Here is a 14,590-nt window from a genome sequence, read left to right as displayed (position 1 = left end):
CTCGCGATGCGCGCACTGGTGATGGACCGCGTCGGCGGCTCACTCGACGTCCGGGCCGTGCCGGATCCGGTTGCGCCCCCTGACGGGGTCGTGGTGGCCGTCCGGGCAACGGGACTGTGCCGCAGCGACTGGCACGCGTGGGTCGGTCACGAGAGCCTGTCGCTTCCGCATGTTCCGGGCCACGAGTTGGCCGGTGTCGTCGAAGCGGTCGGCGCCGGCGTGCAGCGGTGGACGGTCGGTGACCGGGTGACCGTGCCGTTCGTGTGCGGTTGCGGCGTCTGCGCGTGGTGCCGATCAGGCAACGCGCAGGTCTGTCCCCGTCAGGAGCAGCCCGGATTCACCTACTGGGGTTCCTTCGCCGAGTACGTCGCCCTGCCTGCGGCCGACACGAATCTGGTGGCTCTTCCCGAATCCGTCTCGTTCGCGGCGGCGGCGAGTCTGGGCTGCCGGTTCGCCACCGCCTACCGGGCGCTCATCGGCCGGGCCCACCTGTCGGACGGGGAGTGGCTGACCGTGGTGGGCGCGGGCGGCGTGGGGCTGAGCGCAGTCATGATCGGTAAAGCGTTGGGCGCCAACGTCATCGCGATCGATCGAACATCGGCCGCGCTGGCCGCGGCAGAGGCACTCGGGGCTGATCACACCCTGGTTGCCGACGGCACCGACGTCGCCGACCGGGTTCACGAGATCACCGGCGGCGGAAGCCATGTCGGCGTCGACGCGGTGGGGCACGAATCGGCGTGCGCGTGCTCGATCCTGAGCCTGCGCCGGCGAGGCCGACACGTCCAGGTGGGTCTGCTGCCGCCGGTGCACGGTCACCCGCGTCTTCCGATGGACCGCGTGATCGCCTGGGAGATCGACTTTCTGGGCAGCCACGGGATGGCGGCGGCGGACTACCCTGCGATGCTGGCGATGATCGAGCGCGGCGAGCTACGGCCTCAGGAGCTCATCGAGCGGACCATCGGGCTCGAGGATGCGGCGGCGGCACTGCCGGCTCTCGACAGTGCCGTGCCGGCGGGCATCACGATCATCGACCCGCGCCGCTGATCCGAACGTCCGCCCTACGCGGACCCGAGCGTGACCTGTGCCGTGCGGGTCGCGCCCGAGCCGTCCTGGTAGGTCAGCGAAATCTGATCACCGGGCGCCTTCGACCGCACGGCCGCGGCAAGAGCCTCCGGGCCGTCGATGACCTGGTCGTTGACCTTCGTGATCACCGAGCCGCTGGACAAACCCGCCTGGGCCGCAGGGCTTCCCGCCGCGACGTCGGCGACCGCCGCGCCCGCGGTGTCACCGCTGTCGGCGCTCAGTTGCACGCCGAGTGATCCGTGGCTGGCGGTGCCCGAGGAGATCAACTCGTCGGCGATGCGCTTGGCCTGGTCCGACGGAATCGCGAAGCCGAGCCCGATCGAACCGCCGCCGGAGCCGGTGCTGGCGCCGGCGGAGTTGACGCCGATCAGCTCGCCCTTCATGTTGACGAGGGGACCGCCCGAGTTGCCGGGGTTGATGGCGGCATCCGTCTGCAGCGCCTCGAGCACGACGCCGGACCCACCCTCGCCGTCTCCGGCGGTCACCGGGCGGTTCAAAGCGCTGACGATGCCTTTGGTGACGGTGCCCTGCAGGCCGAGCGGGGATCCGATGGCGACTACTTCCTGGCCGATCTGGACGTCCTTCGAGGAACCGATGGCGATGGGCGTCAGTCCGCTGACGCCCTGGGCGCGCACGACCGCGAGGTCGCCGGTCGGGTCCGTGCCGACGACGGTGAACGGCACGCTGCGCCCGTCGGAGAACGTCACGGTGCTTGTCGTGTCCCCGCCGTCGAACGCGGCGGGCTGAGCGCCGGGAGCGCCACCCTCGGCCACCGGGGCGACCACGTGATTGTTGGTGAGGATGAGCCCGTCGGGGGTCAGGACGATCCCCGAACCCTCGGCCATGCCTTGGCCCGTGGTGATCTGGAGTTTGACCACGCTGGGCATCACGTTGGCGGCCACCTGCTCGACCGAACCCGGGGCCGCGTTGGCGGCCGGCTTGAGCGACTGGACGCGCTCGGCGCTCGGCGGCGTCGTCGCCGACGGGGCGTGGTCCTGCACAGCGACCGCGGTCGCGGCGCCGATGCCGCCGCCTGCAAGGGCGATCGCCGCGGCGCCCGCGAAGACCACGACGCGAGGCGCGCGGCGGCGGCCTTCGGGGTGCCCCCCGTGCGGCAACGAATTCGGGGGGCGCTGCGTTGTCCCGCCGGCCCACTCGTAACCCGGTCCCGGTCGGTACCCGGGGGATGGGGGCGGGTTCATCATCAGTGTCGTTCCCTTCGGTCGTCAGAATGCGTGTGGCTTCTTCGACCGTGCCGACGACTGCTGAGACGCAACTGAGAGGGAATTCAGCAAAGCCCGAGAACATCGCGGCCGTCGAGTGATGTCGCCCACTGTGCGAGGATCCGCTCGTGACCTCAGAAGGACCGACGACGGGCCCGACCCCACGAGTCGGCTGCGTCTACCGCCCTCAGACGGCCCCGGAGCGAATCGGCGCTGCGGCTGCCGCGGCCGATGCCGCCGGGCTCGACGAGCTGTGGCTGTGGGAGGACTGCTTCCTGGCCGGCGGCATCTCCGCGGCGGCCATCGCGCTGTCGCACAGCAGCCGTCTGACGGTGGGGGTCGGGGTGCTGCCGGTACCGGTGCGCAACGTCGCGCTGGCGGCGATGGAGATCGCGACGCTGGCCCGCGCGTTCCCCGGCCGGCTTCGCATCGGCGTCGGCCACGGCGTCCAGGACTGGATGGCGCAGATCGGCGAGAGGGTCGGTTCGCCGATGACGCTCCTGCGCGAGTACCTGACCTGCCTGACCGCGCTCCTGCGCGGAGAACGCGTCACCTTCCATGGTCGGTACGTCGACCTCGATGAGGTGCAGCTCGACTGGCCACCCGATCCGGCCCCGGGGATCCTGGCCGCTGCGGTGGGACCGAAGACGCTGCGCCTCAGTGGCGAACTCGCCGCCGGGACGGTGATCACCGGCGGAACGTCTCCAGATCAGTTGCGCGACGCGGTGTCTCACATCCGCGCCGGGCAGGGATCCGGGGCGCACCGGCACTCGGTCGTCACGTATCTGCTGTGCACGACAGGCGCGGACGCCGGCCGAGACCTTCGCGACGAGATCGGGGAGTGGGGCTTCGATCCGCGCGCCGACGTCGGAGTTTCAGGGTCCGCCGAGGAGATCGCCGGCGCTGCGCATCGGTGGCTGCGTGCCGGTGCGGACACCCTGGTGTTCCAGCCGCGGGCGACGGCGCCGATCGAAGAGTTCGTCGAATTCGTGGGCACCCAGGTCGCGCCGCTGCTGCGCCGCTGACCCGCGTGCCGTCCGATCAGTCGTGTTTCGCCTCGTAGCGCAGCAGCACGGTGCCGCCCGGGAACGTGCGGTTCTCCACCAGTCGCAGTGGGATCCGGGACGGGAGGGCGGGGAAGAACGGGAGGCCGCCGCCGACCGCGGTGGGCGCGAGCACGATCCGGTATTCGTCGACCAGACCGGCCTGCACGATCGGCGCGGCCAGCGTCGCACCCGCCACCTCCAGCCTGCCCTCGGTTTCGGCTTTGAGCTTCCTGACCACCTCGACCGGGTCGCCGCGTTCCAGGCGGGAGTTCCAGTCGACGGACTCCAGGGTCCGCGAGAACACCACCTTGGGCATGTCGCGCCACACCTGGGCGTAGTCGACGATCGTCGGGGTGGCGTCGGGATCCTGATCGGCGGTCGGCCAGTAGGCGGACATCAGTTCGTAGAGTCGCCGCCCGTAGAACGACAGAGCGGTGTCCCGCTCGTAATCGTTCCAGTACTGGTGCAGTTCGTCGCTCGGTGCGCTCCAGTCGAGGTTGCCGTGCGCGTCGGCGATGTACCCGTCGACCGACACGTTGAAGCCATAGATGAGTGTGCCCACGCCGATCAGACTGCACCCACGGGCAGAATTCATCGCGGCGCCACGCGAGTCAGTGATAGAGGCGGGTCATCCCGTTGACCGTCCCGAGGCCGTGGCCCAGGGGATAGGCGGCGCGGATGCACTCGGTCACCCACCGCTTGCCGAATGCGACCGCATCGGGCACCGGAAGACCATGGGCCAGTGCCACGGTGATCGCGGCGGCCAGCGTGTCGCCGGCGCCGTGGTCGTGACGGGTGTCGACGCGAGCCGCGGCGAACTGATGGAACTCCGAACCGTCGAAAAGGAGGTCGGAGCTGATGCGCGAGGTGCGCAGGTGTCCGCCCTTGACCAAAGCCCACTGCGGCCCCAGCGCATGCAGCGCCCTGGCCGCGTCGCGCTGGGTGTCGTCGTCGACGACGTCGATGCCGACGAGCAGGCGTACTTCGTCGAGGTTCGGGGTCACCAGCGTGGCCAGGGGGATCAACTCGTCGCGCATGGCATCGAGTGCGCTGGGGTGCAGAAGCGGCTCTCCCGCATTGGAGGCGCATACCGGGTCGACGATCAGGGGAACAGTGCCGTGCAGCCCCTCGGCGGACCAGGTCGCGACGATGGCCCGGATGATCGCGGTCGAGGCCAGCATGCCGGTCTTGGCCGCCTCGATCCCGATGTCGGACGCCACCGCACTGATCTGCGCGGCCACCACCTCTGCCGGCACCTCGTGAAAAGCTTTGACGCCCAATGTGTTCTGGACCGTCACGGCCGTCAGGGCGGCGGACCCGTGCGCACCCAGCATCGCGAAGGCCCGCATGTCGGCCTGCAGACCGGCACTGCCGCCGGAATCCGAGCCCGCGATTGTCATGACGCGGCGCGGGGTCTGTCCCGGCGGCGTCAGCGGCAGGCTGCGCGGCGTGTCGGCCATGTATCGATCGCTTCGTGAGACGGTGGAGTGGGTGTCACCCTATCCGCTGGATCGGCACCCGTGACCGACGGCCGCACACCAAAGGTCTTTCGCCCATTACCCCGGCGCAGCGGGTGGCGCAGCATCGACGTGTCCATGACAGAAGTGCACGGTAGCTGGGAGGCAGCGGATGCTGGGCGACCTCGATCATGCGGATGTGGAGGCCGAGCTGAGCCAAGGCGTCGTCGGCCGCATCGGGTGCCTGAGCAACGGACGGCCCTACGTGGTGCCGGTCTGCTACGTCTACCACGAAGGCTGCGTGTACGGGCACTCGATGCCGGGCGCGAAGCTCACAGCCCTGCAGCAGGGCGGCGCGGTGTGCTTCGAGGTCGAGAACATCACCGACCTGTCGAACTGGCGCAGCGTGATCGGCTGGGGGACAGTCGAACTGCTCGACGGGACCGCCGCCCGAGAGGGCCTGAACCTACTCCTGGATCGGCTGGCACCCGAGCTCGGACCGGAGTTCGCCGCCGCCCATGCTGCGGCCCACTCCGGAGCGGAGTTCACCGGCACGGTGTACCGGATCCACCTGACGGAGAAGACCGGCCGCTACGAGAGGGGCGAGCCCAGCACCTGAGCCTGCGACGAGGGACCGACCGCGCGTCAGTCAGCCTCGTTGGCGTCACCGGGATGGGGCACGTTGTTCTCATCGACATAGGCGCTGTGCTCGGTGTCGACACCCTTGTGATCGCGCGGCCCCTCGTTGGACCCCTGGTTCTCCACCGCGTCCGCAGCGTCACTGGGCATCGTCATCAGCAGGTCCTCTTTCGTCCGCGAGCATTCAGTGCAACGGGCGGAGGGTGCCCAGTCCGGGTGGTGCTCAACCGCGCCGGTTCTTCTTGTTCCAGAGCTGATGGGTGAGTCCGCTCGCCGAGGTGACGGTTTCGACCGTGAAGCGGTCTCCAACGTCGCTCAGACCCTCCCAGAGCGAGACGCCGCGTCCCAGCGTCACCGGCACCACCACCAGGTGCATGAAATCGACCAGGTCGGCCTCGAGGAATTGCCGCACCGTCGACGGGCCCCCGCCGAGACGCACGTCAAGACCGTTCGCAGCCTGCTGGGCCTGCCGCAACACCTCCCGCGGCGGCGCGTCGACGAAGTGGAAGCTGGTTCCGTTGGCGAACTCGATCGGGGGGCGCGGGTGGTGGGTCATGACGAACACGGGCGTCTGAAAGGGCGGCTCATCGCCCCACCAGCCGCGCCACCCGTCTTCGGGCCACTCACCCTCCTGGGGGCCGAACTTTCGGCGCCCCATGATCTCGGCGCCGACGCCCTGACTCCACAACGTCGTCAGGGCGCGGTCCACCGTGATAGGGGCATCCACGTGATCGACCCCGTGAATGAAGCGTCCGTCGAATCCGCTGAACAGGCGGTCGGCACCGCCGATCGGCGCGTCGAAGGTGACGTGCTCCCCGGCGGCGTAGCCGTCGACGGAGATGTTCAGGTTGTGCACCCGGGTGCGGAACATGGGCGATTCCTTCGAAAGATCGGAGTGGACCGGACGAACACATTTACTGACCGGGGCGATCCGTCGGACTCATCGCGCGCCGGCGAAGGGGACACTGCCAGTACCCGTACCGCGGGGATCTCCCTGGCGTCGGAAAGACCGCCTACGTTGAAGCCGGAGGCGAGCCGGCATCAGGAAGGTCACACGTGGTAGCGAACCGATTCACAACGCATGCAGAACGTTTCGATCTGAGCGGCAAACAAGGCCTGGTCACCGGCGGCACCAGAGGCATCGGGATGATGATCGCGCGGGGGCTCCTGCAAGCCGGCGCCCGCGTGGTCATCAGCTCACGTGACGCCGACGCGTGCGCCCGGGCGGAGGACCACCTGTCCGAATTCGGCGACGTCCGGGCGGTCCCCGCCGATCTGTCCCGGCACGAGGAGTGTGAGCGCCTCGCTGCGCTCGTCACGGCCGATTCGGGGAATCTCGACATCCTCGTCAACAATGCGGGTGCCATGTGGGACGAACCGTTGGCGACATTCCCGGACGCAGCCTGGGACACCGTCATCGACCTCAACCTGAAATCGCCGTTCTGGCTCGTGCAGGCGCTGCTGCCGGCGCTGCGCAGCGCCGGGACCGCCGACGATCCCGCGCGGGTCATCAACATCGGCAGCATCGCCGCCATCCACATCCCAGCGCGGCCCAATTACTCGTACTCCAGCAGCAAGGCTGCGCTGCATCAACTCACCAGAGTGCTCGCCAAGGAACTGGGCCCGCAGCACATCACGGTGAACGCGGTGGCGCCGGGACCGTTTCCGTCGACGATGATGGCGGCAACACTCGACGAGTTCGGCGAGGCGATCGCGGCGTCGGCCCCGCTGCGCCGAATCGGCCGCGACGACGACATGGCGGGTGTCGCCGTGTTCCTCGCCAGCCGGGCAGGCGCCTACCTGACCGGCACTGTCATCCCCGTCGACGGGGGGATCGCCACGACCGCGTGAGACGCCCACTCGGTTGCGGTGCGGCCTACGGTGGTGGCGTGACCATCAGGTAGATCTGCGCACGCAGATCCGGGAGTTTCTCAGGTCGCGTCGCGCGCGCATCGCGCCGGAGATGGCCGGCCTGTCCGCCTACGGCGGTCATCGTCGGGTCAAGGGCCTGCGTCGCGAGGAGGTGGCGCTCCTCGCCGGGGTGTCGGTGGAGTATTACGTGCGTATCGAGCGCGGCAACCTGGCCGGCACCTCCGACGGTGTGCTCGACTCGCTGGCCACGGCACTCCAACTCGACGACGCAGAGCGCGATCACCTGTTCCATCTCGCGCGCCAGTCCGGGGGAGCCGGCGTTCGACCGCGCCGGGCATCTCCCGCGGGGGTGCGACCGGCACTGCAGGAGGTGCTCGACGCCATGACCGGCGCGCCGGCGTTGATCCGCAATGCGCGCCACGACGTGCTCGCGATGAACCGGCTGGGTCGCGCGCTGTATTCACCGGTGCTGGCCGATCCGCGACGACCCGCCAACACAGCGAGGTTCGTGTACGTGAATTCTCGTGAAGCCGAGAAGTTCTTCGTCGACTACGACCAGGTGGCGCGAAATGTGGCCGCGACACTTCGTCTGGAATTGGGCCGTGATCCCCAGGACGAGGAGCTCGTCGCCCTGATCGACGAATTGTCAACGTGCAGTGAGTTGTTCCGGCAGCGGTGGGCATCTCAGGACGTGCGCCTGCACGGGTACGGAAGCAAGCGGGTGAACCACCCGGTGGTGGGACGGCTCGATCTCAACTTCGAGTCGATGGATCTTCCCACCGACCCTGGCCTGCATCTGAACGTCTACACCTCGCCCGCCGGAGGGCCGACCGCCGACAAACTGGCGCTGCTGGCGCAGTGGGTGCCGGACGCGCTCACCCGTCTCGCGAGGTGAGGTCGTCGCTGATGGCGACGCCGATACTGCGCATCATCGCCGCCACCTTGCGGTCGAGGAGCACACCGGTCGCGGCCGCGCCGGGGTCGTCAAGCCCTGCGAAAACCGTCGACGGCTGATCGATGGCGAACACCGCGTCACCCGAGCCGTCGCTGCGCAGCAGCACGCGAAGGGGCGCGTACAGCAGCGCATTCCGATCGAGTCGGTACATCGTCTCGGCGATGACGTGGTTACCCATCAGGTACTCGACTGCCTGGCCCCGATGACCGGCGAACTCCATCAGAGCTGTGGCCTCGAGGACCGCGTACAGGAGAAGGTCATATGGTGCGCGGGCCGCTACCTCGGCTTCGATGTCGTTCCATGACCCTCCCTCGCGAATGATGTCCGCGTACGGCGCGGGATCGAAGACGGGCACGGCCTTCTCGAACGCGGTACGGAAATCCCCGAACGGGATACCGGTGAAGATGTTCAGGCGCCTCATTGCGTGTTCGACTCTGCGAACCTCGAGCCGGCTCATTCCGCGTCTCACTGCCCCACAGCGAGGGACTTGCGCAGTTGCCGGTCGAACGCCGCGCGAGGAGCGAAGCGACGCAACGCGCTCAGCTGTCGCGCGGATCCGGCCGGATAACGCAGTTTCGGACTCTTGTCCGTGGCGGCGGCGACGATCGCCTTGGCCACGACCTCGGGATCGTCACCGTTGTTGACCTGTTCGGCGACAGCCTGATTCGAACGTCGCCGCCGGTGATCGTATGCCGGCAGCGGGTTGTCGGGTTCGGCGGTGTTGTCGTCGAACCCGGTTCTGGTGCCACCCGGCTCGACCAGAACAACGCGGATGTTGTCCTCGCGGACTTCGTGGTCGACGGATTCGGAGTATCCTTCGACAGCGAATTTCGTTGCGCTGTAGGCAGCCATGAAGGGCGCCGGCATCAATCCGAAGATCGACGAGATGTTCACGATGCGCCCGCTGCCCTGTGCGCGCATGTGCGGCAGGACCGCGTTGGTCATCCGCATGACACCGAAGACGTTGATGTCGAAGAGCCGTTGCGACTGGGCGATCGAGTTCTCTTCGCTCGCTCCGTTGAGGCCCATGCCGGCGTTGTTGACCAGGACATCGATGCGCCCGAATCGTGCGAGCACCGCGTCGACGGCGGCGGCCACGGATTCGTCGCGCGTGACGTCGAGTTCGACCAGTGCTAGGTCCTGGTCATCGCCTCGTCCCGAGGCTTTTCGGCTCGTGCCCACCACCTGGAATCCCGCATTGCCCAGGGCGCGCGCGGCAAATCTGCCGAGACCGGATTTGGCACCGGTGACGAGTGCGACCGGTTGTGATGAAGTCATGCGAATGTGTTCCTTTGTTCGAGCTGTCAGGCGGGCAGGAGTCCGAGGCGCCGCAGATCGGTGACGTACTTGTCGATCAATTGCCGGGACAGGTGCGGGATGTCGGCGTCGGCGCCGATGGCGTTCGCCTGCACGGATTCCCGGAAGACACTCGCTGGAGCAAGTGAGCCGAGCACCGGTGTGTCCGGACGGCTGTAGGCCGACAACAGGGGGAGTACCGAGTGCTGGCGCTGCTCTTCGGGCAGCGCACGCAGCGCGGTCTCGAAGCGGATCAGCCACTGTCCGTAGTCGTCGACACGGTCGATTCGATGACCCGCTTCGATGAGCCAGTCGACGAAGACGTCCAGCGAGACGCCGTCGTCGTGCGGGTTCATCACGTCGTAGGAACGGAAGCCTCGCGTTGTGCCGGCTCCCAGGACCGTGATCGACTGCGCGACGAAATCGACGGGCAGTCCGTCGTAGTGCGCACGCGACCGTCCGCCCTCCTGCAGCCGCTGATAGAACGATTCCGGCGCGAGACCGGTGACCAGCAGGCTGTAGATGAGACGGGTGAACATGTCGGGGACGTTCACCTGGCCGGCATACCGGCGGTCGGCGAGGATCATGCCGGAGCGGAACACCGAGACCGGAAGACCGCACAGGTCGTGGGCCTCGCGCAGCAGCACCTCTCCGGCCCACTTGCTGTTGCCGTAGCCGTTGGCGTAGGAGTCGTCGACCGGGCGCGCCGCACTGATCTCCCGGATGTCGCCGTCCTCGGTGAAGACGTCGGGATCCACGGTCATGGCAACGGAGACGGTCGACAGGTAGTTGACCGGCTTCAGCCGCTCGCTCAGTGCCAGCCGGATGATCTCGGCGGTTCCGACGACGTTGGGCCCGAACAACTGTCGGTACGGCAGCACGTGATTGACCAGAGCGGCTGGATGCACGATCAGGTCGACGCGCGTGGCCAGGGCGTCCCACACCTGTGGGTCGAGGCCGAAGTGCGGCGTGCTGATGTCGCCGGAGATGACCTCGAGGTGCTCGGCCGCCAGCGCACGGAAGTGGGCGCTCAGGTCCGGGTCCGCATCGCGGAAGATCTGCTCCAGCCGTGCCCGTGCGGAGTCGTCGTCAGTACCCCTCAGCAGACAGATCAGCGTTCCGCCGATCTCGGCGAGCCGCTGCAGCCACTCCAGCGCGAGGAACCTGCCCAGATAGCCGTTGGCGCCGGTGAGCAGCACGGTGGCGGGGGCGTCCCCTGTCGGCGGCGGGAGCGTCCGGGCATGGGCGAGGAGTTCCTGGGGGAGGAACTTGTCCAGCGTCAGGTCGGTGGCGCGAATGGTCGCCGCGTTCGGTCCGTGCACGCTGTCCGGCGTGGGACCGGACGGTCCGTCGCCCTTCTCCTTCTCGATGTGGTCTGCGATGTCCGCCAGCGTGGTCGTCGGCCCGGTCAGCAACCCCACCGGGGTTTCGACGCCGAAGAGTTCCTGGAGGAGATCGGAAAATGTCAGCGCCAGAAGCGAATCGCCACCGAGGTCGATGAATTGGTCCTCGGGCGTGACAGTCGCGCTGCCGAGCAGAGCGGCCGCCGCGTGGACGACGGTGTCGATGACCGGTTGGTGGGCGGCGTTGTCCCGCAGGGCACGGACGTCATCGGCGCGGGCGGTCTCGAGCTCCTCGTAGAGGCGTTCCAGGGCATCACCGTAGCGTTCCTTCAGCTTCGGGCGGAGCAGCTTGCCCACCCCCGACAGCAGCCCGTTGGCGGCACTGAACGGCTCCGTTTCGACGAGGAAATCGACCGGGACCTCATACGGCTGCAGATCGGCATCGCGGGCCGTGCCGGAGATCTCGCCGCGGATCGCCGCCTTCAGCTCATCGCTCACTCCGCCGTGTGCCGTCAGGGCATCGTGGGTCGGTACGACGACGGCGACGAGAGCGGATCGTTCACTGTTGCCGTAGAGGAAGATCTGCCGGATCAGCGGTGTCCGCGCGAATTCCGCCTCGAGCTTGGCGACGGCGACGAACTCGCCTTGCGAGAGCTTGATGACGTTGTTGCGTCGGTCCACGTAAGCCAGGTGGTCCGGCGCCAGTTCGGCGACGATGTCGCCGGTGCGGTAGTAGCCGTCGGCGTCGAACACCTCTGCCGTGATCTCGGGGCGCTTGTAGTAACCGGGCATGGCCGCCACGCTCTTGACCAAGAGCTCCCCGCGAGGGTGTGGCTTGTCGGTGGCGAAATAGCCGAGCTCGGGGACGTCGATGAGCTTGTAGTCGATGACCAGTGGCCGGACCACGATGCCGTCGGTCGTGACGGCACCGATCTCGGTGAGGCCGTAGGCATCGACCACGTTCACCTGCAGACAGGACTTCAGGAAGGACCGCATCTCGGCGGCGAGCGGTGCGGTGCTGACGAAGCCGGATACGACCCGCCCGCCCAGCACCCGGTCGCGGATCTCGGTCATCGCCGTGTGCTCGGCGGCGTCGCGGTCGAGACCGTCGACCGTCAGGCGGTCCACGATCTGCCGGTAACGCTGGTACAGCATGTCCACGACACGCGGAACGAGACCCAGGTCGGTGGGGCGCACCAGCGCCCAGTCGTCGAACAGCGTCGACAGGTCAGGCTCGGCGACGAAATAGCTTGTGCCGCCGGCCTGGAACGCCGCCGACAACGGCAGCCGTCCGCCCATGTGGTTGAGCGGCATGAAGTTGAGGTTGATGACCACAGCGTCGGGTTGCTTGAGCGGGATGGTCCACAGCGTGGCGACCATCCGTTCGGTCCACATCGCCCCCTTGGGTGCGCCGGTGCTTCCGGAGGTGTAGAGGATCATCGCCAGCCGGTCGTCCGCACCGTCGGTGAACAAGGGCGCTTCGGCGAGCTGCGCGCCGCGCGCGATCACGTCGGGGAGTGTCTCGACGACGACGTCTCTGTGCATGTCGGCGAATCGGTGACGGGCCCGGCGGAGGCGGTCCCGATGGTCGTCATCGTCGGGCCGGTAGTCGAACACGACCAGACGGGACAGCCACGGCCGGTCTACGGCGACCTCGACAGCGAGGTCGAGGTAGGCGGCGCTGACCGCCAGTACGCGCGGGGTGGTCTCCTCCAGTATGGGCGCGAGGCGCGCCGCAGAGGTGTTGTGCTGCAGCGGAACTGCGACGAGCCCGAGGTAGCCGCACACCAGGTCGAGGGTGAGATAGTCGGCGCTGGCGAATCCGATCGTCGCGACGAAGTCGCCGGCCACGATCGGCGCCTGCGGGTCGTGGTGCCATGCACCGGCCACGGCACGCACTCGCGACCAGAGTTCTCCGTAGGACATGGTGTCGAAGGCCGGCAGGAGGTGCGTTGTGCGACGACCGGTGACCTCGTCGGCGGCGGTGGTCGTCGATCTGCTACCGAGGGCCGGGCGATCTTGATACCCCTCGACCAGGGTCTGCAGTACCTGGGACAGCCGCAGTTCCGGCCGCCGGGCGGCGTCGATGACGTCCTGGCGGGGGAGGGACGCCCGGACTTGCGGGTCGGACAGATCCGATTCGACGGTCGGCTTCGCCGGAGTCTCAATGGTCAAGGCGCCATCCCTCGCTTTTCGCAGCACATCTGACTGTACTGACGTCTAGCCAGACACTAGCGCGCTGGCTTTACTCAAGGCAAGTCAGCATGGCACGATGTCAGACATGACTTCCGCGACACTGGTCGGCCGACTCGGCGATCGGGACTCCTGGCGCGCAGACGACTGCTCCATGGCGGCCGCGCTGGACATCGTCGGGCGCCGAGCGAGCCTGCTGTTATTGCGCGAGGTGTTCTACGGAGCCCGTCGCTTCGACGAATTCGTGCGCCGCGCGCAGCTCAGCGAGAAGATCACCGCGACCCGGCTTCGTGAACTCGTCGACGAAGGGATCCTCGAGAAGCGTCCGTATCACGAACCCGGGCAACGCGCCCGAGAGGAGTACCACCTCACGGAGAAGGGGGAGGAACTCCTTCCCGTACTACTGGCCCTGTTGCGGTGGGGCGACCGGTGGGCCCGCCCCGACGGCGGCCGCGTGGGCCTGACTCACATCGATTGCGGGGCGCCCATCGAGGTCGAGGTGCGTTGCGGCAAGGGCCACCCGGTGACAGCTGGCGACATCCAAGCAGCCCTGCGGAGCTGAAGCCCCGGGGGGCGCTAGGCACGTCTTGGGGCGCTCACCCGTTGTCCCGCCAGGAGAGGACCTCCTTGAGCGACGCAAGGTCGTACCCGTCGTCGGCGGTGAGCTCGGTCTGGAACAGCGTCACGCCCGCCTCGCGGAAAGCATCTGCGCTGTCGGCGTTCACCCACAGCGTCGAGCGTTCGATGTCGGCGCCGCTGCGGCCGAAAGAGGCGGCCAACTCGTCGACGCGGTCGCTGGCTTTACGGAATGCATCGAGCTCCTGGAACGCATGCCAGATGTCGGCGTGCCGGGCGACGGCGGGCAGTGAGCGTTTGGGTCCGGTGCCGCCGATGAGGATCGGCACCTTGCGGACGGGCGGCGGATTCAGTGCGGCGAGCCGCTTCTCGATGCGGATCAAGCTCTCGTCGAAGAGGTCGAAGCGGGAGCCGAAGGTTCCGAAGTCGTAACCGTAGGTGGTGTAGTCCTTTTCGTACCATCCGGCGCCGAGGCCCAGGATGAGCCGGCCCCCGCTGATGTGATCGACGGTGCGTGCCATGTCAGCGAGCAGGTCCGCGTTGCGGTAGCCGACACCGGTGACGAGGAGCCCGATCTCGGCGTGCGAGGTGATCTCGCCCCACGACGCGAGAGCGGTCCAGCCTTCGAAGTTCGCGACATCGGGCTGCTCGTCGAACAGAACAGGCTTGCCGTCGACGAGGGCCTTCATCGCCGGGCGGTGGAAATGGTCATAGCCGAAGATCACGTCGACACCGAGGTCGTCGGCGGCCAGGACGGCGTCGCGCCACGTGCGGTAATCGGGCGCGCCGCCCGGCTGGATCTGCACGGCGACGCGGACGGGACGGGTCATGGATGCTCCTGAGTCGAGGAAGGGGCGACTCCTGAGCCAAGTTCACCGGCCGCGGGGTTTATTCCGGATCAGCACGG

Annotated in this window: 15 protein-coding genes; 6 read left to right on the top strand and 9 right to left on the bottom strand. The window is 68.0% G+C overall.

Features of this window, described 5'->3' with window-relative positions:
* Positions 1 to 6: 6 nt before the first annotated feature.
* The gene (locus MCHLDSM_RS16255; RefSeq protein WP_048471015.1) at positions 7 to 1,044 is read left to right on the top strand and encodes an alcohol dehydrogenase catalytic domain-containing protein; all 1,038 of its coding nucleotides are present in this window, start codon (positions 7 to 9) and stop codon (positions 1,042 to 1,044) included.
* 14 nt (positions 1,045 to 1,058) lie between these two features.
* Here MCHLDSM_RS16255 and MCHLDSM_RS16250 read toward each other — a convergent pair whose 3' ends face one another.
* A complete protein-coding gene (locus tag MCHLDSM_RS16250; RefSeq protein ID WP_063840635.1) occupies positions 1,059 to 2,288 on the bottom strand; it encodes a S1C family serine protease in 1,230 nt (409 codons plus the stop codon).
* A 146-nt stretch (positions 2,289 to 2,434) separates the two neighbouring features.
* On the opposite strand from MCHLDSM_RS16250, the gene MCHLDSM_RS16245 reads away from it, so the two are divergent.
* The gene (locus MCHLDSM_RS16245) at positions 2,435 to 3,331 is read left to right on the top strand and encodes an LLM class flavin-dependent oxidoreductase (RefSeq protein WP_048471013.1); all 897 of its coding nucleotides are present in this window, start codon (positions 2,435 to 2,437) and stop codon (positions 3,329 to 3,331) included.
* A gap of 16 nt (positions 3,332 to 3,347) precedes the next feature.
* On the opposite strand, the gene MCHLDSM_RS16240 is transcribed toward MCHLDSM_RS16245, so the two are convergent.
* Both MCHLDSM_RS16240 and thiD read right to left on the bottom strand, forming a co-directional pair.
* On the bottom strand, positions 3,348 to 3,914 hold the full coding sequence (locus tag MCHLDSM_RS16240) for a dihydrofolate reductase family protein (RefSeq protein WP_048471156.1): 567 nt from the start codon (positions 3,912 to 3,914) through the stop codon (positions 3,348 to 3,350).
* Positions 3,915 to 3,963: 49 nt separating this feature from the next.
* Positions 3,964 to 4,812, bottom strand: coding sequence for a bifunctional hydroxymethylpyrimidine kinase/phosphomethylpyrimidine kinase (gene thiD, locus MCHLDSM_RS16235; protein ID WP_048471012.1), 849 nt, complete (start codon positions 4,810 to 4,812; stop codon positions 3,964 to 3,966).
* A 169-nt stretch (positions 4,813 to 4,981) separates the two neighbouring features.
* Here thiD and MCHLDSM_RS16230 point away from each other — a divergent pair, with 169 nt between their 5' ends.
* A complete protein-coding gene (locus tag MCHLDSM_RS16230; RefSeq protein ID WP_048471011.1) occupies positions 4,982 to 5,428 on the top strand; it encodes a pyridoxamine 5'-phosphate oxidase family protein in 447 nt (148 codons plus the stop codon).
* 26 nt (positions 5,429 to 5,454) lie between these two features.
* Here MCHLDSM_RS16230 and MCHLDSM_RS38470 read toward each other — a convergent pair whose 3' ends face one another.
* Positions 5,455 to 5,604 carry a hypothetical protein gene (locus MCHLDSM_RS38470; protein ID WP_168440045.1) on the bottom strand — a complete coding sequence of 50 codons (150 nt, stop codon included), beginning with the start codon at positions 5,602 to 5,604 and terminating at the stop codon, positions 5,455 to 5,457.
* Between the two features lie 67 nt (positions 5,605 to 5,671).
* Positions 5,672 to 6,319, bottom strand: coding sequence for a dihydrofolate reductase family protein (locus MCHLDSM_RS16225; RefSeq protein WP_048471010.1), 648 nt, complete (start codon positions 6,317 to 6,319; stop codon positions 5,672 to 5,674).
* A gap of 185 nt (positions 6,320 to 6,504) precedes the next feature.
* On the opposite strand from MCHLDSM_RS16225, the gene MCHLDSM_RS16220 reads away from it, so the two are divergent.
* Positions 6,505 to 7,299, top strand: coding sequence for an SDR family oxidoreductase (locus MCHLDSM_RS16220; protein WP_048471009.1), 795 nt, complete (start codon positions 6,505 to 6,507; stop codon positions 7,297 to 7,299).
* 13 nt (positions 7,300 to 7,312) lie between these two features.
* Positions 7,313 to 8,215, top strand: coding sequence for a helix-turn-helix domain-containing protein (locus tag MCHLDSM_RS16215; RefSeq protein ID WP_048471008.1), 903 nt, complete (start codon positions 7,313 to 7,315; stop codon positions 8,213 to 8,215).
* On the opposite strand, the gene MCHLDSM_RS16210 is transcribed toward MCHLDSM_RS16215, so the two are convergent.
* The 3 genes from MCHLDSM_RS16210 to car are packed head-to-tail and all read right to left on the bottom strand — an operon-like array spanning position 8,196 to position 13,083.
* Positions 8,196 to 8,696 carry a DUF302 domain-containing protein gene (locus MCHLDSM_RS16210; RefSeq protein WP_234714004.1) on the bottom strand — a complete coding sequence of 167 codons (501 nt, stop codon included), beginning with the start codon at positions 8,694 to 8,696 and terminating at the stop codon, positions 8,196 to 8,198. The two genes, MCHLDSM_RS16215 and MCHLDSM_RS16210, sit on opposite strands and share 20 nt — an antisense overlap.
* A 44-nt stretch (positions 8,697 to 8,740) precedes the next feature.
* Positions 8,741 to 9,553 (bottom strand): oxidoreductase, encoded by an 813-nt coding sequence (locus MCHLDSM_RS16205; RefSeq protein ID WP_048471006.1) that lies wholly within the window; start codon positions 9,551 to 9,553, stop codon positions 8,741 to 8,743.
* A gap of 26 nt (positions 9,554 to 9,579) precedes the next feature.
* Positions 9,580 to 13,083 carry a carboxylic acid reductase gene (gene car / locus MCHLDSM_RS16200; protein ID WP_048471155.1) on the bottom strand — a complete coding sequence of 1,168 codons (3,504 nt, stop codon included), beginning with the start codon at positions 13,081 to 13,083 and terminating at the stop codon, positions 9,580 to 9,582.
* Positions 13,084 to 13,195: 112 nt separating this feature from the next.
* On the opposite strand from car, the gene MCHLDSM_RS16195 reads away from it, so the two are divergent.
* A complete protein-coding gene (locus MCHLDSM_RS16195) occupies positions 13,196 to 13,669 on the top strand; it encodes a winged helix-turn-helix transcriptional regulator (RefSeq protein ID WP_048471005.1) in 474 nt (157 codons plus the stop codon).
* A 34-nt stretch (positions 13,670 to 13,703) separates the two neighbouring features.
* On the opposite strand, the gene MCHLDSM_RS16190 is transcribed toward MCHLDSM_RS16195, so the two are convergent.
* Positions 13,704 to 14,513 carry an LLM class F420-dependent oxidoreductase gene (locus MCHLDSM_RS16190; RefSeq protein WP_048471004.1) on the bottom strand — a complete coding sequence of 270 codons (810 nt, stop codon included), beginning with the start codon at positions 14,511 to 14,513 and terminating at the stop codon, positions 13,704 to 13,706.
* Between the last annotated feature and the right edge of the window lie 77 nt (positions 14,514 to 14,590).

The sequence above is a fragment of the Mycolicibacterium chlorophenolicum genome (genome assembly GCF_001044235.1).
Classification (GTDB): Bacteria; Actinomycetota; Actinomycetes; order Mycobacteriales; family Mycobacteriaceae; genus Mycobacterium; species Mycobacterium chlorophenolicum.
This window is presented reverse-complemented; position numbering and strand designations above follow the sequence as displayed.